19 protein-coding genes are annotated in these 21,096 nt (G+C 38.4%); 2 read left to right on the top strand and 17 right to left on the bottom strand.

All coding sequences use genetic code 11. The features are described from left to right. Positions 1-4: 4 nt before the first annotated feature. The 4 genes from rnz to uvrC all read right to left on the bottom strand — a co-directional run bounded on the left by rnz (position 5) and on the right by uvrC (position 6,113). Complete coding sequence (gene rnz, locus HZL42_RS03745) at positions 5-946, bottom strand: ribonuclease Z (RefSeq protein ID WP_219054335.1); 942 nt, start codon at positions 944-946, stop codon at positions 5-7. A gap of 109 nt (positions 947-1,055) precedes the next feature. Next, on the bottom strand, positions 1,056-2,954 hold the full coding sequence (locus tag HZL42_RS03740) for an acyltransferase family protein (RefSeq protein ID WP_219054334.1): 1,899 nt from the start codon (positions 2,952-2,954) through the stop codon (positions 1,056-1,058). A gap of 11 nt (positions 2,955-2,965) precedes the next feature. Continuing rightward, positions 2,966-4,249, bottom strand: coding sequence for a GTPase ObgE (gene obgE / locus HZL42_RS03735; protein ID WP_219054333.1), 1,284 nt, complete (start codon positions 4,247-4,249; stop codon positions 2,966-2,968). A gap of 61 nt (positions 4,250-4,310) precedes the next feature. Beyond that, a complete protein-coding gene (uvrC, locus tag HZL42_RS03730) occupies positions 4,311-6,113 on the bottom strand; it encodes an excinuclease ABC subunit UvrC (RefSeq protein ID WP_219054332.1) in 1,803 nt (600 codons plus the stop codon). 74 nt (positions 6,114-6,187) lie between these two features. On the opposite strand from uvrC, the gene HZL42_RS03725 reads away from it, so the two are divergent. Next, positions 6,188-6,361 carry an SPJ_0845 family protein gene (locus HZL42_RS03725; protein WP_219054331.1) on the top strand — a complete coding sequence of 58 codons (174 nt, stop codon included), beginning with the start codon at positions 6,188-6,190 and terminating at the stop codon, positions 6,359-6,361. A gap of 34 nt (positions 6,362-6,395) precedes the next feature. Here the strand turns inward: HZL42_RS03725 and yihA are convergent, their stop codons facing one another. The 7 genes from yihA to rpsO all read right to left on the bottom strand — a co-directional run bounded on the left by yihA (position 6,396) and on the right by rpsO (position 14,459). Next, the gene (yihA, locus tag HZL42_RS03720; RefSeq protein WP_219054330.1) at positions 6,396-6,977 is read right to left on the bottom strand and encodes a ribosome biogenesis GTP-binding protein YihA/YsxC; all 582 of its coding nucleotides are present in this window, start codon (positions 6,975-6,977) and stop codon (positions 6,396-6,398) included. A gap of 44 nt (positions 6,978-7,021) precedes the next feature. Then, positions 7,022-8,266: an ATP-dependent Clp protease ATP-binding subunit ClpX gene (gene clpX, locus HZL42_RS03715; protein ID WP_219054329.1), complete on the bottom strand. Its 1,245-nt coding sequence runs from the start codon at positions 8,264-8,266 to the stop codon at positions 7,022-7,024. A gap of 137 nt (positions 8,267-8,403) precedes the next feature. Next, positions 8,404-9,720: a trigger factor gene (gene tig, locus HZL42_RS03710; protein WP_219054328.1), complete on the bottom strand. Its 1,317-nt coding sequence runs from the start codon at positions 9,718-9,720 to the stop codon at positions 8,404-8,406. A gap of 255 nt (positions 9,721-9,975) precedes the next feature. Next, positions 9,976-11,163: an elongation factor Tu gene (gene tuf, locus HZL42_RS03705; protein WP_219054327.1), complete on the bottom strand. Its 1,188-nt coding sequence runs from the start codon at positions 11,161-11,163 to the stop codon at positions 9,976-9,978. A gap of 226 nt (positions 11,164-11,389) precedes the next feature. Beyond that, the gene (locus tag HZL42_RS03700) at positions 11,390-12,244 is read right to left on the bottom strand and encodes a hypothetical protein (protein WP_219054326.1); all 855 of its coding nucleotides are present in this window, start codon (positions 12,242-12,244) and stop codon (positions 11,390-11,392) included. A gap of 75 nt (positions 12,245-12,319) precedes the next feature. Next, the gene (locus HZL42_RS03695) at positions 12,320-14,050 is read right to left on the bottom strand and encodes a ribonuclease J (protein ID WP_219054325.1); all 1,731 of its coding nucleotides are present in this window, start codon (positions 14,048-14,050) and stop codon (positions 12,320-12,322) included. A gap of 139 nt (positions 14,051-14,189) precedes the next feature. Continuing rightward, entirely contained in the window at positions 14,190-14,459 is a 270-nt protein-coding gene (rpsO, locus tag HZL42_RS03690; protein ID WP_219054324.1) for a 30S ribosomal protein S15, read from the bottom strand. A 252-nt stretch (positions 14,460-14,711) separates the two neighbouring features. Here rpsO and rpsT point away from each other — a divergent pair, with 252 nt between their 5' ends. Beyond that, a complete protein-coding gene (gene rpsT, locus HZL42_RS03685; protein ID WP_219054323.1) occupies positions 14,712-14,966 on the top strand; it encodes a 30S ribosomal protein S20 in 255 nt (84 codons plus the stop codon). A gap of 76 nt (positions 14,967-15,042) precedes the next feature. Here rpsT and holA read toward each other — a convergent pair whose 3' ends face one another. The 6 genes from holA to coaD all read right to left on the bottom strand — a co-directional run bounded on the left by holA (position 15,043) and on the right by coaD (position 21,094). After that, positions 15,043-16,056 carry a DNA polymerase III subunit delta gene (gene holA / locus HZL42_RS03680; protein WP_219054322.1) on the bottom strand — a complete coding sequence of 338 codons (1,014 nt, stop codon included), beginning with the start codon at positions 16,054-16,056 and terminating at the stop codon, positions 15,043-15,045. A gap of 4 nt (positions 16,057-16,060) precedes the next feature. Beyond that, positions 16,061-18,238 (bottom strand): DNA internalization-related competence protein ComEC/Rec2, encoded by a 2,178-nt coding sequence (locus tag HZL42_RS03675; protein WP_219054321.1) that lies wholly within the window; start codon positions 18,236-18,238, stop codon positions 16,061-16,063. Between the two features lie 54 nt (positions 18,239-18,292). Next, positions 18,293-18,775, bottom strand: a complete 483-nt coding sequence (locus tag HZL42_RS03670; protein ID WP_219054320.1) for a ComE operon protein 2 — start codon at positions 18,773-18,775, stop codon at positions 18,293-18,295. A 30-nt stretch (positions 18,776-18,805) separates the two neighbouring features. Then, entirely contained in the window at positions 18,806-19,498 is a 693-nt protein-coding gene (locus HZL42_RS03665; protein WP_219054319.1) for a helix-hairpin-helix domain-containing protein, read from the bottom strand. 74 nt (positions 19,499-19,572) lie between these two features. Continuing rightward, a complete protein-coding gene (locus tag HZL42_RS03660) occupies positions 19,573-20,616 on the bottom strand; it encodes a SepM family pheromone-processing serine protease (RefSeq protein WP_219054318.1) in 1,044 nt (347 codons plus the stop codon). After that, positions 20,606-21,094: a pantetheine-phosphate adenylyltransferase gene (gene coaD / locus HZL42_RS03655; RefSeq protein ID WP_219054317.1), complete on the bottom strand. Its 489-nt coding sequence runs from the start codon at positions 21,092-21,094 to the stop codon at positions 20,606-20,608. Before coaD ends, HZL42_RS03660 begins: the two co-directional genes overlap by 11 nt. Positions 21,095-21,096: the final 2 nt, after the last annotated feature.

Raw genomic sequence — 21,096 nt, 5'->3', positions numbered from 1 at the left:
ATCCTTAAACAGTTTGGTTTTTATCAAATGGAACGTCAACCACATCAAAATCACGAACTACAAACGTATTTTTAAAAATTGAGCGGGCTTGCTTTTGAAGCATGTTTGCCAATTTACCAGTATATCGTGATGAAATATGAGTTAATAAAAGTTTGTTTACATTAGCATTCTTAGCCAAAATGGCTGCCTGCACGTTCGTAGAGTGATAGTAGTTTCGGGCTAAACTAGCCTCATCCTTGGAAAAAGTACTTTCATGGACTAACACATCAGCATTTTTAGCCAGGCCGAGTGAATTGGGGTTCTTTCTTGTATCCCCTAGAATTGTAACAATCCGCCCCTTTTGTGCCCGTCCTATGAAGTCCTTACCACTAATCATCCGGCCATCAGGAAGTTCAACATCTTGACCCGCCTTAATCCTACCATAAATTGGTCCTGAAGGAATCTCTGCCGCCTTTAATTTATCCACCAATAATTCACCTGGGTGATCGTGTTCTTCAACCCGATACCCGAACGATTCAATTTGATGGTCAAGGGTATTCATATAAACAGTAAACTTATCATCTTCAAATATTTTACCCGGCGTGGTTAATTCTTCATAAATAATTTTATAAGATAACTTCGTTTTGGAAACCCCAAGGCTAACTTGAACAAAGTCCCTAATCCCCTTTGGTCCATAAATGGTTAATGGGGTATCGCCACCCTGAAATGAGCGACTACTAAGTAATCCAGGTAATCCAAAAATATGATCACCATGTAAATGGGTAATAAAAATCTTATTAATTTTACGCGGCTTTAAGTTTGAGCGTAATATTTGTTGTTGAGTTCCTTCACCAACGTCAAATAACCATACCGAATTACACTCATCAAGTAAACGTAACGCTGTACAAGAAACGTTTCTAAACTTCCCTGGAACCCCTGAACCAGTTCCTAAAAATTCAATCTGCATAATATTTCCTCTTATCTATTAAAAATTACAATAATATTATTGTAGCATATGATTATGAGATTGAAATCACAATCAAGGCAAAAAGAGCTTAGGAATAACCTAAGCACTTTTATTTAAAAATGGTTTTGGCAATTAAACTAACGTATTTCAAGTTGCCAGTCGGATTTGGGTGAACGTGATCATCCCAGAACCACGATGTTTGGTTCCTACTTGCTTGGTACCAATCAATAACATGGAAATTAGGGTGGTTTTTCGCAGCCCCCTGAATTACATTATTGACCTGTCCCTCCCAATACCTGGTTGGGACATGGACATTGATCCAATAAATCTGGTGACCAGGACCAATTTCTTTAATTACCCGTTCCATTTGATCAGGATTCATTGGACTGTTGGTTCCCAAGTTAAGAATTACATTTGGAGCTAGTGCATTTGACCCCTTGAGCTGATTAACTACCCCTGGTGTTTGCCATATCTGACGTCCGACCTGAGCTGAGACATAGGCATTTGGAAAGACCTTCTGTAAGTCAGCTGAAGCATCAGCCATAATCGAGTCTCCAACCGCTGTAAGTTGAAATTGCTTTGCCCTTGTGACCTGGTTGGAATTAAGATCATAGTCCTTCGCAATTTTAGCATCAGCACCCGTTAACTTTACAGTATTTTTGGGCACTGAAGAATTTGCAGCATTATTTTTAGCTGCCCGTTGCTTAGCTAAAAGACGGTTCTTCTTTTGGACTGCCTTTTGATTATTTTGAATATCTCGTTTCAAATCCCCTGCATCGGCCTGCTCACTACTGGGGTGGGAGGCTCCATATCCGCAAATTACAATTAAAACCACCACGGGAACCACAATTAAGCGCTTTAAGCCAAATTGAGAATGAAGCTTAAAGAACTCTGTAATGTGAACCCTGAGACTTTTAAAATTAAAGTGGCGAATTGGTTCCTCGATAAATCGATACGATAATTCACTAATCGTTAAGATAATTGCAATTTCGACCAGTGCATTCATAAACGGATGCTCACCAATCGAAATTCCCCTTATCTCATAAAAAATCATTACCGGAAATTGATATAGGTAAATTCCATAGCTTCGGGTTCCAATCCATCTAAATACAGGATTAGTTAGCATTTGATTGATACTGCCACCTGGATGAACACAGGTGGCAATTAAGAGGGTGGTGAAGATGGTAATAAGGAGCATCCCCCAGGTATAAGTAGCCGCACTTTGCCCTGATAGCGTGAACAGTAACCAAATAATACCAGTCAAAGCACTTAACCCTAAGCAATTAACAAGTGTCTTTAGCATTGGGGTTAGGTTATGCTTTAATTGATTCGATGGCCAAAGTGCCGCTAATGCCACCCCAAAAAGAATTGAAAACATCCTTGTGTCAGTTCCGTAGTACACCCGGTTAATATTATCGGTATGCGCGTACACATACGTCATCCAGGCTGCGCCTGAGAAAGAAGCTAACGTTAAAAAGAAAAAAATTCTAATCCTCAATTTCAAAATCAGCAGTAAGAGAATCAATAAAATGGGCCAAACTAGGTAGTACTGCGCTTCGATTGAAAGTGACCACAGATGGGTAAACGGTGATTCTCCTTGAAAACGGTCAAAGTAGCTTTGTCCATTGTCGATTTCCCACCAGTTATAAACGTAAAGTAAATTAGTCCAAATTGACACCCCTAAGTTTTTTAGGAGCCCCCGTTGAAAAAGGGTAATATAGGCCCCCGTTCCAATCACCATCGTAAATAGTGCCGGATAGAGTCGTCTTACCCGCCGATAATAGAATGATTTGAGATTAATGGTTCCAGTTCGTTCCCATTCCTGCATTAGTAAATCAGTAATCAAATACCCTGAAACAGTAAAAAAGATTGATACCCCGAGGTATCCACCCTTAATACTGAATGGCAATAAGTGATAGATAATTACCGCAATTACCGCAATTGCTCTAATTCCATCCAGCCCGGTGATATATCTCCGGTTGTCATTTTTAGTGCTTTTGCTTTGCATCTAGCCCCCCATTAATCTTCATAGGTAAATGAAAAGTCCAAAATATTAACCGTGTCGCCGTCCTGTGCACCATGATCACGGAGGGCCTCATCGACTCCCATGCCACGTAATTGACGTGCGAACCTAAGCATTGATTGTTCATGGTCCGTGTTCGTCATTTGGAATAACTTTTCAAGGCGATTTCCGGATAGGGTCCAACTGCCATCTTCTTCATGGGTAATTGTAAATGGTGCCTCTTCAACTCCATCTTCAATCGTTACCTCTTCTTCTACATCGGTAATTGGGAACTTAGGCGTTTCATCAAGTAAATCAGCGGTAGCGCCAATTAACTTGGTTAGTCCACTGTGGGTAACCGATGAAATGGCAATGATTTCATGCTTCGTTCCCTCTGCATTTACCTTAGCAGTAAAGGTTTTTAGATTTTCTTCAGAATCAGGCATGTCCATCTTAGTTGCAACGATAATTTGGGGTCTTAAGAGTAGGTTTTCATCGTATTTCGCCAATTCTTGATTAATTTTTTGATAATCAACGAATGGATCGCGGCCTTCTAGCCCGCTCATGTCAACCAAGTGTAAAATGACCCGTGTCCGTTCAACGTGGCGTAAAAATTGGAACCCTAATCCAGTCCCAGTGGAAGCCCCTTCAATCAGTCCTGGTAAATCGGCAATTACGAAGTCCCGGCCATCGTTCAACCGCACCATCCCTAAGTTGGGGACTAAGGTTGTAAAGTGATAATCGGCAACCTTAGGCTTAGAACTGGTCACAGCAGATAGGAGGGTCGACTTCCCAACTGATGGGAAGCCAACTAATCCAACATCGGCTAACAACTTTAATTCTAAGCGCACCCCGAATCCTTCACCTGGTTCACCGTTTTCAGCAATTTCAGGAGCCGAATTTTTAGCAGACGCAAAATGAACGTTTCCACGACCACCACGACCACCATTTGCAACCACGAACTGATCACCAGGATTGACTAGGTCACAAACCAACCGGTTAGTGTCGTCATTATAAATACTGGTTCCTTCAGGAACGTTAATCACCAAGTCATCCCCACTTTTACCAGTCATTTTCTTATTTCCACCGTTATTTCCATTGGCTGCTTTAAACTTTTGGCTATAGTGAAAATCCATCAAAGTACTCATTCCACTATCCACTTGGAAGACAACGTTTCCACCATGGCCACCATCACCACCAGCAGGTCCTCCATTGGGAACGTATTTTTCACGCCGCCAACCAACAACGCCGTCCCCGCCCTTACCGGCTTGAACTTTAATTTTAACTTGATCTACAAACAATTTTATTCTCCTAACCCTAATTAATTATATTATTAATTATATTATAACTTTATGTCGATAGCTAACTTTTCTTGGATTCTGAAGGGGTCTTATTCAAGCTAAACTTAATCGTTTGGGCAACCGTACTGGATATTCCAATTGACTCGATTTCACTAATGCTAGCATCTTCAATGTGTTTCATTGATCCAAAGTGGCGGAGTAATTTATTCCGGGTCTTTGGACCAACCCCCTTAATTCCGTCCAGGCGGGAACTTAACGAGTGTTTAGTATGCACCTGCCGGTGAAAACTAATCGCAAATCGATGGACCTCATCTTGGACTCGTTGAACCAGGTAAAAAGCCTGGCTCTTGGGATTCAAATTTAATGGTTGATCAGAGTTCCCAAATAGTAAATCAGCTGTCTTATGCTTATCGTTTTTAACCATTCCAGCAACTGGGATCGAGAGACCTAATTCGTTGATGAGAACGTCCTTGACCGCATTCATTTGGATTTCTCCACCATCCATTAAAATTAGATCTGGAAGCTCAGCATGCTCTTTTAACAGCCTGGAATACCGACGCCTAATTACTTCCTTTGTACTGGCTGTTTCATCAGCATGGTCAACGGTCGTTAGTTTATACTTCCGATACAGTTTGCGATTGGGTTGGCCGTCTTCAAACACGACCATGGCGGAAACTAAGTCGGTTCCTTGAATATGGGAATGATCGAACGCCTCGATTCGATGACCATGGGGTAGTCCTAAGACATCGGTCAATTCATTCATTGCTCCCGTTGTTTTCAGCTGATCCAATTCAATCAGACGGAATTTTTCATCCAGTACCAGCTTAGCATTTTTACCAGCCATTTCTAACAGGTCGCGTTTTTGACCCCGTTGTGGGGTTCTGACTGCAACATCTAACACCTTGCTCAAAACATCCTTAGGAAGTTCTGATGGAACTAAGATTTCCTTGGGAATGGGCTGATCACGTTGTTGATAAAATTGAACAATAAAACTGGTCATTTCTTCATTAGCGGAATTAACAACTGGGAACACCCGCTTGATTCGTTTCATTAAACGTGCTTGCCGAATGAAAAAGACCTGAATGGAAATCCACCCCTTGTTAAAGTAAAAATTAAAAATATCACGGGGGGTGGTGTCTTGTGAAATGATCTTTTGCTTCTCAACGGTGACTTCAATGTATTTCAACTGGTCCCGAAGGTCCGCTGCCCGCTCGAATTCCAAGTTATTAGCCGCTTCATGCATTTTTTGGGATAACGTTTTCTTGGCAACCGTAACGTTTCCGTTTAAAAAGGACTTAATTTTTTTAATTTGTTTTTCGTATTCAGCCTTCGGAACGGTCTTAAAGCACGCCCCTAAACACTGCCCCATGTGGTAGTACAAACACGGCCGATGTTGGAACCCATTACAGCGTCTTAGTGGATACATCTTTTGTAAAAAATTTAGCGTCTCATCAGCAGCATAGACATTGGGATATGGGCCAAAGTAATAACCCCCATCATTTTTAACTGCATTCACGATCAACAACCGTGGATCACGTTCATTAGTGATTTTAATATATGGATACCCATTATTTCCCTGTTTTAATTGGATATTAAAATATGGGCGATGCTTTTGAATTAACGTAATTTCGAGAAGAAAGGCCTCCTTATCGGTTGAGGTAATGATCGTTTCGAAATCACGGATTGTTGAAACTAGTTTAGCCGTTTTCCCAGTATGACTACTCTTAAAATACGAGCGAACCCGGTTTTTTAAATTTTTGGCTTTACCGACGTAGATAATATGCCCGTTCTGATCCTTCATTAAGTAACAACCAGGTAAATCGGGCAATAATTTTAATTTATTTTCAATGTGTTCAGTTGCCAAATTATCACTTCCTTATATGACAAACAAAGCAGTTTCTGCTATTATAAAATAAAATAAAGTCAGGAGATGTAATTATGGGATTAAAAATTAATATGCAAAATGACTTAGACAAAATGCTTGGCAAGTTTGCTCAAATCGATCCAAAGGATAACGATCGTGATAAGTTCATGAAAAAAGCTGAAAAGAAGAGCAAGGATAAGGGAAATAATAAAAATAAGATTCTTTCCCAAGATCGAACAGATAAATAAGAACACTAATAGCTCTCGGAATGAGAGCTATTTTTTAGTTGATTTGGTTTTCAATCCATTCCCAAACCTGATCTTTGCCACGCTTAGTCTTAGCTGAAAACATCACTAGGTCATCATCATCGACTTGAATCGCCTTATGAATCATACTAGCCTGTTTATTCCACTTTCCACCGGCAATTTTATCCATTTTAGTAGCAACCACTAACCGTGGAACATCGAAGTAATCTAACCATTCAGCCATTTGACGATCATCTTGTGTCAGATCATGCCGTCCATCAACTAGCAAAATAACCCCCTTTAATTGGGGCCGTTGGGTGAGGTAGGTTTCAATCATGGTCCCCCATTTTTCACGTTCCGCCTTTGATACTCTGGCATATCCATAACCAGGAACATCGACAAAGTAAAGCGCGTCCTCAACTTCATAAAAGTTAAGGGTCTGGGTCTTCCCAGGTTGATTAGAAGTATGAGCGTAGTTTTTCCGATTGATTAGCGTATTCGTTAGTGAAGACTTTCCAACGTTAGAACGCCCCACCAATGCAATTTCAGGATACCCAGTTTTAGGGTATTGACTCGGACTCACGGCACTAATTAATAAGTTAACATTATGAACATCCATATTTTTCTCCTTAAAAAAAGCAGGTAGCCACCTGCTTTTTAGTTTTATTTAGATTCAGTTTTTAAAACCAGCTTGGGTTCTGTATGTTCCGTAACAGAATCCTTAGTAACGACAACCTTATCAACGTCAGTTCGACTAGGAACTTCATACATAATGTTTTCCATTACGTTTTCAATAATTGAACGTAGTCCCCGAGCACCGGTATCACGGTCAATCGCTAACTTCGCCATTGCTTTCAACGCATCTTCACTGAATTCCAAGTCCACGCCATCTAGTTCTAGTAGCTTTTGATACTGCTTAACTAGCGCATTCTTTGGTTCAGTTAACACCCGAACTAAGTCAGATTCAGTTAACTTGTTCAAAGCAGTTAGGATTGGTAACCGCCCAATAAATTCTGGAATTAAACCGAATTTAAGCAGGTCTTCAGTAATAACATGTTGCATGATGTCATTATCATCCATGTCTGCTAATTCATCGTTATCAGTCCCGAATCCAATCGTCTTCTTACCGAGCCGATCCTTAACAATGGTTTCGATTCCATCAAAGGCTCCACCAACGATAAATAAGATGTTAGTAGTATCTACTTGAATAAACTTTTGTTGCGGATTCTTGCGACCACCTTCAGGTGGAACATTAGCAATGGTTCCTTCAAGGATCTTCAACAGTGATTGTTGAACCCCTTCACCAGAAACATCACGGGTAATTGAAACGTTTTCAGACTTCTTAGCAATCTTATCGATTTCATCAATGTAGATGATTCCCTTTTGGGCTCTTTCTACATCAAAATCTGCATTTTGTAACAACTTCAAGATGATGTTTTCAACATCTTCCCCTACGTACCCAGCCTGAGTAAGGGTGGTTGCATCAGCAATTGCAAATGGAACGTTTAAAATTCGCGCAAGCGTCTGTGCCAAGTAAGTTTTCCCAGAACCAGTTGGTCCAATCATGGCAATATTACTCTTTTGTAATTCAGTATCCCCTGGCTTTACCGTTTCCATACTCTTGATCCGCTTGTAATGGTTATAAACAGCAACCGCAAGCGTCTTCTTAGCTTCACTTTGGCCAATTACATATTGATTTAATTTATCAACGATTTCAGCAGGTGTTAGTGACTTAATGTCAACACTCTTATTATCTTGCGCTAATTCCTCGTCAACAATCTGTTTACATAAATCGATACATTCATTACAAATATAAACACCAGGTCCAGCAACAATCTTTTGAACTTGATCTTGAGATTTGCCACAAAATGAGCAAATTACTGGCCCCTTATCATCATCATCAAACAAATGTATGCACCTCACAGTTTGGTTTTATAAATATCAGTTTCAACACTATAGCATAATTTAGAACGGAGTTAAAATAATTAGCTTGCAATAAAAAAACCAGTTAGCGAAAACCGCCAACTGGTTTTAATCAAGAAATATTATTCTTCGCTATCTTCATTCTTGCTAGCAGGCTTATCTTGCTTTGCACTATCAGTAATTAACTTAACAGCACTTTGAATTGCAATATCATGCTTAAGCATGTCTTCGGATAAAGCACTCTTAATTGCTTCTTCCTTCATTCCATATTGTTTAGCAAGGGTCGCAATTTCTTCTTTTACTTCTTCTTCTGTTGGCTTAATGTTTTCAGCTTCAACGATTGCTTCAAGAACAAGGTTAGTCTTTACACGACGACTTGCACCATCAGCAAATTGCTTCTTAAGGTCTTCCTTACTAGTTCCAGTAAGTTGGAAGTACATTTGAGCATTAATTCCTTGTTGTTGCATGTTAGCAAGGTATTGATCCATTTGACGTTCAGTGTCTTCATCAATCATTGCTTGAGGAATTTCTTTAACTTCAGCGTTATCAACGGCTCCGCTAATTGCTTCGTCTTCAATGTTATTCTTAGCTTCAGTTTCCTTTTCGCTCTTAAGTTGTTCCTTAACCTTGTCTTTTAATTCGTCTAGGCTGTCAACATCTTCGTCAACATCCTTAGCAAATTCATCGTCAAGTTTTGGTAATTGCTTTTCCTTTACTTCGTGAATCTTAACCTTGAAAGTAGCCTTCTTACCTTCCAATTCCTTTGCTTGGTAATCGTCAGGGAAGGTAACATCAACATCAACTTCGTCCCCAGCCTTGTGGCCTACTAATTGATCTTCAAAGTTATCAATAAATGAGTGTGAACCTAATTCTAATGAGTAGTTATTAGCTTGACCACCATCGAATTGCTTGCCATCAACGTAACCGTCGAAGTCAATAATTACAGTATCGCCTTCTTCAGCTGGCTTGTCTTCCTTCAATACTAATTCAGCTTGTGATTGACGTTTCTTTTCAATTGCTTCATCAATATCCTTCTTGTATACCCGAGTATTTTGCTTTTCAACAGAAATTCCCTTGTATTCGCCAAGCTTAACTTCTGGCTTAACAGTAACAACTGCCTTTAAGACCCAAGGCTTCCCTTTTTCAAGTGATTCCACATCAACTTCTGGTTGGGCAACTGGATCGATTCCAGTTTCCTTAACAGCATCGCTGTAAGCTTCTGGAAGTAAGATGTTTAAAGCATCTTGGTATAGTGATTCTTCACCATACATTTCGTTAAAGATTTGACGTGAAACCTTTCCCTTACGGAATCCAGGGATATTCACATTCTTTTTGTTCTTTTGGAAAGCCTTATCTAAACCTTCCTTAATTTTATCTGTACCGATTTCAAAAGTTAATTCTCCATCATTGGTACCTTTCTTTTCCCATTTTGCAGACATTTTATTCCCTCCGAGATGAAAAATATTATTATTAATTTTAATTTATTTAATCAGGAAAGTGATTAAATAACTTCGTTAAACTACTAATCAAATTAGATTAATTAGTCCTTAATAACTACATATAAAAGTATACCATCTTAGCTAAAATCAAGCAATCAAAGCAACTAAATGTGATTAATATTAATCAATTTTTTGCAAAATAAAAAGGATTTGAAGCAAAAGCTTCAAACCCTTTTAAATGTTATTATCTAAAAATTAGTCATCAATTTCAGAAACAACACCGGCACCGACAGTATGACCACCTTCACGGATGGTAAACTTAGTACCTTGTTCGATGGCAACTGGCTTAGTTAAGTCCACGTGGAAAGTAACGTTATCACCAGGCATAACCATTTCAACACCGTCTTCTAGTTCGATAACACCAGTAACATCGGTAGTATGGAAGTAGAATTGTGGACGGTAGTTTGAGAAGAATGGAGTATGACGTCCACCTTCTTCTTTACTCAAGATATAAACTTGACCAGTAAACTTCTTGTGAGTCTTGATTGAACCTGGAGCAGCAAGAACTTGTCCACGAACAACTTGGTCACGGTCAACACCACGAAGTAATACCCCAACGTTATCTCCGGCTTCCCCTTCGTCAAGAGTCTTACGGAACATTTCAAGTCCAGTAACAGTAGACTTCAATGCTTCGTCAGTAAGACCAACGATTTCAACTGGGTCACCAACACCGATCTTACCACGGTCGATACGACCAGAAGCAACAGTACCACGACCAGTGATTGAGAATACGTCTTCAACAGGCATTAAGAATGGCTTGCTGTCATCACGTTCTGGAGTTGGGATGTATTCATCAACGATGTCCATTAACTTCAAGATAACTTTTTCTTGTTCTTCGTCACCTTGTAAAGCCTTAAGAGCTGAACCACGAACAACAGGAATATCATCACCAGGGTAATCGTATTCTGAAAGTAATTCACGAACTTCCATTTCAACCAAGTCAACTAATTCGTCATCATCAACTAAATCAGTCTTGTTTAAGAATACAACGATGTATTCAACACCAACTTGGCGAGCAAGAAGGATGTGTTCACGAGTTTGTGGCATAGGACCATCAGTTGCGGCAACAACTAAGATAGCACCATCCATTTGAGCAGCACCAGTGATCATGTTCTTAATGTAATCAGCATGTCCTGGAGCATCAACGTGAGCATAGTGACGCTTTTCAGTTTCGTATTCAACGTGCGCAGTGTTGATCGTGATACCACGTTCACGTTCTTCTGGAGCAGCATCGATATCAGCGTAGTCTTCGGCCTTAGCCAAACCTCTATCAGCTAATACCTTAGTAATTGCTGCAGTTAAAGTAGTCTTACCATGATCAATATGGCCAATAGTACCAATATTTACATGGGGTTTTGTTCTTTCATAATGTTCTTTTGCCATTAATGAAACCTCCTGTGATTTTCGAAAGACTAGTATCGCGAGATTGCGATACATCTTTTAGTATTATTATACTACATCTTCTCAAAAATACAAAGTTGTATCGCTCTCAAGAAGAATATCCTCTAATATTATATCTAGTGTATTCCTATTTGTAAACACAAAAAAAACACAAAAATAAATATTTTCGATAGTTTAGATTAAATCAATTTTTCAATTGATTGTCAAGTTATTTTATCGATTCAATTATCTTTAATAACCTGAATTGCCAATCATAGACAGCTTTAGCATCGTCATCTAACTGGTTTAAGTCCAAATGGTTCCCCTTTTGCATTTGATAGGCAACCGATACCCATAGTGAATAATCAGTAACAATTTCATCGCCAAATGGGTACAAATAGGCTAAAAATAAGTTAAAGGTTTTAACCATATTTTGAAAAATGGTTGGTGAAGTTTGCCCGAACCGCCGTTCTAAAACATTAAAAATCCCAACGGCACTCATCGTTTCTGAAAGCGGAACTAGCTTGAATAAATTCACCCGGTGAACCTTTTTATCAAGCCAATTAATGTCAATGAATTGGGTAAATTGAAGCTCTCTTAAGACATCTAAAAGACTAAATCTAATCGCAGGATACAAGAACGGATCAGATAAAGCACCCTTGGCACCGTCTACGTAATTAGGGACTGGCAGGTTCATTGATTCAGTAATAATTTGTTGTTGAATGGGAAGTTGAGCTCCACCAATGTGATATAGATTCATTTCCATTTTATTAATTTCATCAGGATGACTATTAATAAATTCACGCTGCAGCCGATTAAAATCGTTCTGTAATTCTGATTGAAAGACACCATTTTTTACTGAACGAATCATAATCTGAGCTTGAATAAAGTTATGGTTAAGTCCAAAAATTTTAACCATCAATTTAAAATTAGCCTCAGAATCTTGATAATCATTAATTTTTTCTAACATATATTCCTTAGCAGCTAAATAATCCTGATTATCAACCAACGCTTTCACAAGTAATAAGTTAGCTTTTTTAGACGGGTCATTTTCATAAATTTTCTTTAAATCTGCAATTGCCATGGAATAATGGTGAATAGCTAAATTTTGATAAATGGAATTCCATAATTCATCATAGTTCAAATTCGACTCCACTTCCTAGTTTTCACCCTTTGAATTAGCTGCTTTTTTATTGTTCTTGTGCCCTTTATGATGTTGGTGAACTTCCATAATTACTGGTAGAATCACAGGACGCCGTTTAGTTTGGTCAAACAGGAATGAGCTTAACTTATCCCGAACGTCTTGCTTTAAATGGCCCCAGTCAAATTCTTTATTATCAAGATTGTATTGAACAGCATCATAAACAATTTTAGAGGCTTCGTTCATCAGCGACTTATTAGCTTTAACATAGATGAAACCACGGGATGTAATCTTAGGCTGAGCAATAACCGTCTTTTTCTTCCGGTTAATGGTAACAACCACGACGAAAATGCCGTCTTCAGAAAGGACCTTTCTATCACGTAAGACGATATTCCCAATATCACCAACACCGATTCCATCAATCATTATATCACCAGCGTCCACGCTACTTGCCCGCAACATTTTATTTCCATCGTATTCTAAAACGTCACCCTTAGCTGGAATAAAGATATTATCAGCTGGAAAGCCAATTTCTTCAGCAACATTGGCATGGGCTTCTAACATCCGATATTCCCCTTGAACTGGGACTAAGTACTTAGGCTTTAGGATGTTTAACATGAATTGAAGGTCTTCTTGGCTAGCATCACCAGATGATTTAATATCATCTGAAATCATTTTAACCTCTGCATTTGCCCGGTAAATCATATCACGAGTTCTAGCAACGTTTGTTTCCATCGCTGGTGCAGGAGTGGTGGCAATTAAAACCATGTCCCCTTCCTTAACGCTAATTGGATTATCAACGGATTGCTTACTAGTCATTCTTTGAAGGGCCTTAATTGGTTCGCCCATCTTTCCAGTTTGGAGAATAACCGTTTCAGATGGATCTAACTTATCTAATTCTGCAATCTTAGAAATTAATAGATCCTTCTTTGGTAGGTTCAACTTATGCAATTTAATTGCAGTATTTACAATTTTTTCTAAGTTTTGGTTCGTAAGGAATACTTTTCGTTCGCTCTTGGCTGCGGCGTTAAATACCTGCTGAATTCTAAGAATATTGTATGCAGCACAAGCAACAATAATGCGATTTTCATGATATTCAAACGTATCATCAATGTAGTTAGCAATTTTACGTTCATTAGTTCCCTGGTTTGGGTTTTCAGCATTTGAAGAATCACTAAGCAATGCTAAGACCCCACTACGACCAATATCACCTAATGCTGCATAGTCAGTTTGATAGCCTTCGGATGCAGTCTGGTCAAATTTAAAGTCACCAGTATAAACAATCTTGCCAAATTTAGTATCTAAAACAATTCCCATCGATTCTGGAATTGAGTGGGTAGTCTTAAAGAAGGTAACTGTGACATCATCAAAAATAATTTCACTATCCTCATTAATAACGTTAAAATTATCGAACTTACGGCTACCTTTATTGTCTTTAACTAATAACTTAGCCAGCGCAATTGTTAATTCAGATCCAAAAACAGGAACATTAAATTCAGATAGAAAATATGGTAATGCGCCAATTGCATCTGCATGTCCATGGGTTAAAAAGACTCCCACGATTCGATCACGATTTTCCCGTAAATATGTCATATCAGGAATCACAAAATCAATTCCTAACATTTCATTTTCAGGATATTTTAATCCACAATCTAAAACATAAATTCCATCATTAATATCTACGGCGTATAGGTTTTCGCCATCTTCTCTTACCCCACCAAGTGGAATAATCTTCACTTTTTCCTTCATAATTCACCTCAGAAATTTTTTCTTTTTAATTACGTTCATAATATCTATGAGTTATTTTATCATATTTTAAAACCGAACGTATTATTATGTACAAAAAAAGGGTGTAGCTGCTAATTGCAGCCCACCCCTTTTAACAGTATTAACGACGTAGGCCAAGACTGTTAATTAGTTCACGGTAACGTTGAACGTCCTTGTTACGTAAGTAAGCAAGAAGGTTACGACGGTGACCAATCTTCTTCATTAATCCACGTTGTGAATGGAAATCTTTCTTGTGTTCCTTCATGTGGTTATTAATTTCATTAATATCAGCAGTTAAAACAGCGATTTGAACTTCTGCTGATCCAGTGTCACCTTCGTGACGAGCGTATTTTTTGATAATTTCATTCTTATGTTCTTGTGTAAGAGCCATAAAAAATCCCACCTTTCTTGTATAAGCACCCGTAACTGAGTAATCACCAGTGAGACAGTGGAGAACTAAGTCAGGGTTAAAATGTTTTACTAATCAATCATACTAGATAATTGCATCTTTAACAACCCCTAATTAATAATTAGTATGATTGTTAATATTGATTTGATGAATTCTATTGCAATTAAGATAGCGAGTCTGTATAATTAAAAAGTGTTGAATTATGGACATTACTTCGTATTTGGAGGTGAAATCATGCCAGTAATTAAGTCCGCTATCAAGCGTGTAAAGACGAATGAAAAAGCAGAAAAACAAAACATTGTACAAAAGAGTGCAATGAGAAATGCTATCAAGAAATTTGAAAAAGCTCAAGCAGCTGGTTCTGATAATCTTGAAGAAACATTCAAGGATGCAATTAGCAAGATTGACCATGTTAAGTCAAAAGGTTTAATCAAAGCTAACAAGGCTAGTCGTGACAAGTCACGTCTTACTAGACTTTTTAACAAGTAATCAAAACCTCAGCTCATGACTGAGGTTTTTTACTTTCAAAAAATCCCACTAATCAAAATTGGTTAGTGGGATTTTTTTATGCAAACTTGAGCATAAACATTTCAAAGAGCAATTCCGGAGATTCATTGGTGCTCTTTAATTGCCTTTCAATATCGGTTAACCCTAAAAAAGCCCGTTTTAAATCCTTAAACTGGTAGTGCCGACTAGTTTGAAGCGCCAGTTTAACCCGGTATGGATGTACTTTTAATGAGCTTGCCAGTTTTCCCTGACTATATCCATAGTTTTTAAGCACCATTACCTGTAATAACAATCTAAACTGACCTAATAAAACCGCATTAATTTGAATTGATGACTGACCATCCATTAACAGTTCTTGGTATAGGCTTACTGCGCTAGTGGTTTGCTTTTTCAAGACTAAATCCACGAGTGTAAAAATATTTTGATTTAAGGTCTTAGTAACCAAGTTGGCCACGGAATCCCTGGTAATTTGTTTCTCTTTTTGACAATAAATCATTAGCTTTGGTAAATCATTCATAATTGCCGAGAGTTGACCATCGGTCCTTTGAATCAGGCTCTCCATTACAGACTGATCAATTTGATACCCACGATGGTTTAAATATTGTCCTACATATTTTTTAGTTTCATTTTCATTCACTTCTTGTAAATCAACCCACACTGCCTGTTTTTTTAGCATTTTCACGATTTTCTTCCGAGCATCCAATTTTTCATAAGGTGCCATCACAACCAAGATGGTTGATGGAAGCGGATTTTGTACATAGTTAATTAACTCATCAGTTGCATGGTCAATTTTCCCCTTGCCCTTTTCACCGGTTAAAAAAAGCGGATTATTGATTATAACTAGTCGGTGCTCACCAAAAAACGGTGCGGACATTGCATCATTCATTGCCTCGGATAATGGCGTGCTATCCATGTCATAACTAGCAAGATTCATAGTTTGATCTGCCTCTGGAATCATTTTAACGAACTGCTTTTTCAGCTGTTCCATTAAATAAGTTTGTTTCCCTGTAACTAGGTAAATGGGTGCCAGTTCACCCTTTTTTAGCTGAGTTGTTACCTCGTAAAAATTCAATGTTTCACCTACTCATATAAGTTTTAAAATGTGCGCTATTAAACATCCCATAACGATATGCAATCATGCCATTCGTTTGGGTATTATAAACCTTGATTTGTCTCCGATTTAATTCATTCATCACATCTGAATTCGGATGACCATAACGATTATTGCGTCCAGCAGAAATAATTGCAATCTGAGGATGAAGCTGGTCTAGTAGTTCAGGGGCAGTCGAAGTCTTGCTCCCGTGATGACCAACCTTTAATACGCTGGCTTTTAAGTGCGGATACTGTTTAATAACGGCTCGTTCACCGGCTTGATCCAAATCACCAGTAAATAACCAGTTTAATTTGTTAATCGTCGTCCCAATCACTAGCGAATCCTCATTAGCCCCAATCCCCGGTTCGACTGGATGGTAAATATTAATTTGGCGATTCGAAAAGCGCATTCCACTCTTTGCCAATAATAAATTCGTATGGTTCATTTTACCACTAATTTTAGCCATAAAATTCTGATTATTCTGCATTCCCTCAGGAATGATTAAGTTTACCACTCTCATTTGGGTTAAAAAGGCTGGTAAATCACCACTATGGTCAGCATCCTGATGGGTTATAAATAAATTATCAATCCGATTAATTCCAATACTCTTTAAATAATTAATGGAGGTTTTTTCAGCATTAAATTTGGTTTGCACCTGGTTTTTACCAAACAGAACTCGCCCCCCAGTATCAATTAAATTCACCGATCGATTAAACGGGGTCCGAATTAAAAAGCTATCCCCCTGCCCAACGTCAAAGTAAGTTACCTCACCGTTCACTGGAAAATGAATCAACATAAATGTAATTAGGTACATGCCAAAAAGTATTAGCCACCGCCTTATTTTGGGCTTATCAACTAAAAGCAGGGTCATAATAAATAGCCCAGTTGCAACCAAAACTGGTGGCCGTCCGAATAAAATATTTCCAGGTAATGCACCGAACCAATTAATCGTTCCATCAAAAATGGTTAAAAAATTGGCAATCAAAACTGAAATCAAAGGAATTACTGTAAAGCTAATCATCCCAACGATAACCATCGGAAAAATAAGGATTGAAAATAACGGTAAAATCAATAAATTAGCTAAAAACGTTAAAAAATGCCACTCATATACGTGAAAAATAATAAACGGAATCCCGATCACATTCATCAACATTGTTTGCTTAATAAAGCCTAATTTATTCGTGAAGATCAGCCCGAAAGAAAGGGCATAACTTAATTGACTCCCGAATTGGATTAATGTACGGGGAGCTAAAATTAAATTAATAATCAATGCAATGCTCCAGATATCAATCCCCCGCACCCTAAGCTTAAAAGTTCTGGCCAGCATGCCTGCTTCAACCATTAAAATCGCCCTTAATAAACCTACTGAAGAGCCCGAAAAAATAAAATATAACGGCAGAATCAGAATAATTAAAATCTGGTAATGCTCGCGACGCATCCGGAGATAAATAAAAATTCGTTCAATAATACTAATAAAATAGTAAACATGGAGACCTGAAATACTAAATAAGTGAATCAAACCCAGTTGCTTAATTCCCGTTATCTCATCATAAGCCTCATCCGTCATTTCACCAATAATCAGACTAAGTACATATATATTCAAAGGTTTTGGCAACTGATTAGCATAGTTAATTAGGCCCATTCGAAAGCTATGGATCATATCAACTAAATTCAAGTGGTGTGATTCAGACAGATTAACAATTGATTTAATTTTAACTGAGTTGGTGATCGACTGAGTAGCGTAGTATTGCTTAGCATTGAACTGGTTTTGATTGGTTGAAGCTTCAATAGGCTTTACTTCTGCACGGACAACCAGCAAAAGCGGTTTGGTAAAATCATTCCCGGCTTGGAGCGGAGAATCTGGCCGAATCGATCCAGAAAATAGCACCTGCTGCTTTTCATTTAGCAACGTTGCCTTCCCGTAGTAGTAGTCTGGTCGCATTTTAATTTGATCTGGTTGGACCTTAATGGTAATCAATTGATTAGAATCCAGATTGAGTTCATTATTTTGAACCGCCCTGCAGTTTACAAAACAAACAATTGAAAATCCAATTCCACAAAGAATTAAAACCATTAAAAGTCCACGTTGTTTTAAAAATAGAATCCGCAGTCCTGTATAAACCAGTAGGCAACTCCCAAGCATTAAATTACCAAAAAACATCGTGTTGATTGCAACCATTAGCAACGCAATAAATATTAGATTATTCTTTAAAATTTATTTATCAGATAAATAGGTATTAAATGGTAGTTGTTCTAGCGTATCCTTATCCAACTTAACCTGGTGTAATCCAATCTGCTTCAGTTTTAAAAGGTGGAGGGCATAATCATCGTTATTATAATTACGCAGGTAATTAATTTTAACAATTCCTGCCTGTAATAACATTTTGGTACATTGAAGGCATGGAAAATCAGTAACGTAAATTTCGGCCCCGTCCGTAGATTCCCCGAACTTAGCACACTGTAAAATGGCGTTCATTTCTGCATGAATTGTTCTTAAACAGTGACCATCAACCATGTAGCAACCTTCATCAGTACAATGGGCATCCCCAGCAACGGAACCATTATAGCCTCCCGCAATAATACGCTTATCGCGTACTAAACTAGCCCCCACTGAAAGGCGATTGCAAGTACTCCTAGTCGAAAGCAATACGGCTTGTAACATAAAATATTGATCCCATGGAATTCGTTTCTTATTCATTTTAAAAACTCCCCTTGCCTCTAAAGAAAATCAGACGGTAATACTGTCCTTCATATTTTCAAACATCTTATCACCAATTCCGTCTGCGTTTTTAATATCTTCAATCGATTTAAAAGCACCCTTTTGTTCACGATAACTAATGATATTTTCTGCTTTTTTCTCACCGATGCCAGTTATTGTTTGTAATTTTTCTTTATCAGCAGTATTTATGTTAATTTTACCATTATCATCACCAGAATTACTAATTGAATCGCTGCTGGTCGTTTGCGATGGCTGAGAATTGCTTAGATGGACATTGCCCTTCACCTCCCCCTTCAGTGGAATATAAACTACTTGTTGGTCATTCAATCGTTGGGCTAGGTTAACGTTTTTATGGTCAGCAGCTTTCGTAAATCCGCCTGCCAATTCCACTAAATCTGAAACCCGGGTATCAGTACCGACCTTATAAATTCCTGGATCCTTTACTGCTCCTTTAATATCGACCACCATTTTACCATCAGGACTGGAGGACGATCCACTACTGGTAAGCGTTGTAACACTCGAAGATTCGCTCATGCTACCAGAATTTGCGACCCCGCTTTCCGCCAACTGATTAACATTGTCATTGGGGGCCGAATGATTCCCACCAAATAAAAGAACTCCTGCTAAAATGAGCATAACGGCTAACGCCCCGCCAATGATGTAATATCGATAAGTATCAATTAATTCCTTAATCCTATTCATCTGCTACCCTCCTATCTTTAAATACATACGTAAAAAGAGTTAATCCCAACGATTGGATTAACTCTTTTGTGTAATTATTTTAATTTATTCAGTGCATCCTTAAATGACGTTACCGGAATAACCTTCATATTTGGGGCATACCGTTTAGCCGTTTTAACTGCTAATTCATAATTCGTTAAGTGACCGGGTTCAACAGCCTTAACTGCCTTTGTCGGTTTAATATACGGTGCTAAAAAGATCGTTGCTCCATTCCGTTTCGCAGCAATAATTTTTTTATCAATTCCACCAATTTCACCCACCGATCCATCTGAATTAATGGTCCCGGTCCCAGCAATGTTTCTACCCTTCCGGATGTTATCGCCAGTTAATTGACTGTAAATTTGTAGTGAAAACATTAACCCACCCGAAGGCCCACCAATCTGACCGGGATCCACTTTAATCGGAATCTTAGTTGTAACCTTTAAATCATCAGTTAAAGTGATTCCAATCCCAGCTTGGTTAGTGTTTGGCAACTTGGTTAGAGGCTTAGTAACCTCATGGTACTTAGCATTATGGTAATAACCAATTTTAAGGGGGGCCCCTACCTTTTGCTTTCGAATGTAGTTTTGGTACCCCAACGCTGAATTAAAGTGATGTCCATTCACTTTGACAATCGTATCTCCAACGTGAATTAATCCCTTAAACTTAGATGTTTTCAAAACATCAATAATGTAAATCCCCTTGTAATCCTTAGTTACAGACTGTCCAGCTGCCCGATAGGCAGTATAAATTGCTTCATTAATCGCACTTTGCATATAAAAGGTTTGCAGGCGATCGTAAGTGGCACTATTCTGGCCCCCGGTCACGCTCTCAACACTTTCAATCGAGTAGTATGGATTTAACTTGGCATAAAGATAGGAAGCCGGAGTCGCCTGCATGATTCCGACCGAGGTTAACATGAACTTTCCCTTTTGATTATCAGGATGATTCTTAATATTAACGATGTTGCTCAATTTATCAGCCCCACCAGGGCCTTCAATATACTTAGGTAACGGTAACAAAAAACTAACCGCAACTAAGATGACTACCAAAACTGGTAAGCCAATTTTAAAAAAACGATGCTTCCCTTTATTTTTCATTTAATTCCCACTTTTCCTTGATAAAATCAGCAACCGGTTTTGAAACATAGTCGTCAACTGGTTTGCCAAAATGGCATAGTTCACGCACTCGTGAAGACGATAATGATTCAAAACGAGGGCTAGTGGGCATCAAAAACGTGTCAATAGATGGGTTTAACTGGTGGTTAAAAGTTGCTAATGACTTCTCAGCATCAAAATCACCAGTGTTTCTAACCCCGCGAACAATAACATTGGCACCGATTGCGGTCATTAAATCAATAATTAATCCATCGGTTAATTGAACCGACACGTTTTTTAAATCCGTAGTGGATTGTTCAATCAATGCCACCCGCTCTGTAGGATTAATCCAGCCACTTTTCTTGCTATTATTACCAACAACCACTACTAATTCATCAAAAAGGCGACTAGCCCGTTTGATAATATCAAGGTGTCCATTAGTCACCGGATCAAAACTGCCGGGAAAAACAGCCTTAGTCATTG

This window comes from Lactobacillus sp. Sy-1, assembly GCF_019303535.1.
Taxonomy (GTDB): domain Bacteria; phylum Bacillota; class Bacilli; order Lactobacillales; family Lactobacillaceae; genus Nicoliella.
This window is presented reverse-complemented; position numbering and strand designations above follow the sequence as displayed.

What these genes read in the sequence shown, in the direction of transcription:
- HZL42_RS03660 (WP_219054318.1), bottom strand. Translation starts at nt 20,616, where the DNA reads ATGAAAAATAAAGGGAAGCATCGTTTTTTTAAAATTGGCTTACCAGTT.
- HZL42_RS03665 (WP_219054319.1), bottom strand. Translation starts at nt 19,498, where the DNA reads ATGAATAGGATTAAGGAATTAATTGATACTTATCGATATTACATCATT.
- rpsT (WP_219054323.1), top strand. Translation starts at nt 14,712, where the DNA reads ATGCCAGTAATTAAGTCCGCTATCAAGCGTGTAAAGACGAATGAAAAA.
- coaD (WP_219054317.1), bottom strand. Translation starts at nt 21,094, where the DNA reads ATGACTAAGGCTGTTTTTCCCGGCAGTTTTGATCCGGTGACTAATGGA.
- yihA (WP_219054330.1), bottom strand. Translation starts at nt 6,977, where the DNA reads ATGGATGTTCATAATGTTAACTTATTAATTAGTGCCGTGAGTCCGAGT.
- HZL42_RS03675 (WP_219054321.1), bottom strand. Translation starts at nt 18,238, where the DNA reads ATGTTTTTTGGTAATTTAATGCTTGGGAGTTGCCTACTGGTTTATACA.
- rpsO (WP_219054324.1), bottom strand. Translation starts at nt 14,459, where the DNA reads ATGGCTCTTACACAAGAACATAAGAATGAAATTATCAAAAAATACGCT.
- HZL42_RS03700 (WP_219054326.1), bottom strand. Translation starts at nt 12,244, where the DNA reads ATGGCAATTGCAGATTTAAAGAAAATTTATGAAAATGACCCGTCTAAA.
- HZL42_RS03695 (WP_219054325.1), bottom strand. Translation starts at nt 14,050, where the DNA reads ATGAAGGAAAAAGTGAAGATTATTCCACTTGGTGGGGTAAGAGAAGAT.
- rnz (WP_219054335.1), bottom strand. Translation starts at nt 946, where the DNA reads ATGCAGATTGAATTTTTAGGAACTGGTTCAGGGGTTCCAGGGAAGTTT.
- tig (WP_219054328.1), bottom strand. Translation starts at nt 9,720, where the DNA reads ATGTCTGCAAAATGGGAAAAGAAAGGTACCAATGATGGAGAATTAACT.
- HZL42_RS03670 (WP_219054320.1), bottom strand. Translation starts at nt 18,775, where the DNA reads ATGAATAAGAAACGAATTCCATGGGATCAATATTTTATGTTACAAGCC.
- tuf (WP_219054327.1), bottom strand. Translation starts at nt 11,163, where the DNA reads ATGGCAAAAGAACATTATGAAAGAACAAAACCCCATGTAAATATTGGT.
- HZL42_RS03740 (WP_219054334.1), bottom strand. Translation starts at nt 2,954, where the DNA reads ATGCAAAGCAAAAGCACTAAAAATGACAACCGGAGATATATCACCGGG.
- HZL42_RS03725 (WP_219054331.1), top strand. Translation starts at nt 6,188, where the DNA reads ATGGGATTAAAAATTAATATGCAAAATGACTTAGACAAAATGCTTGGC.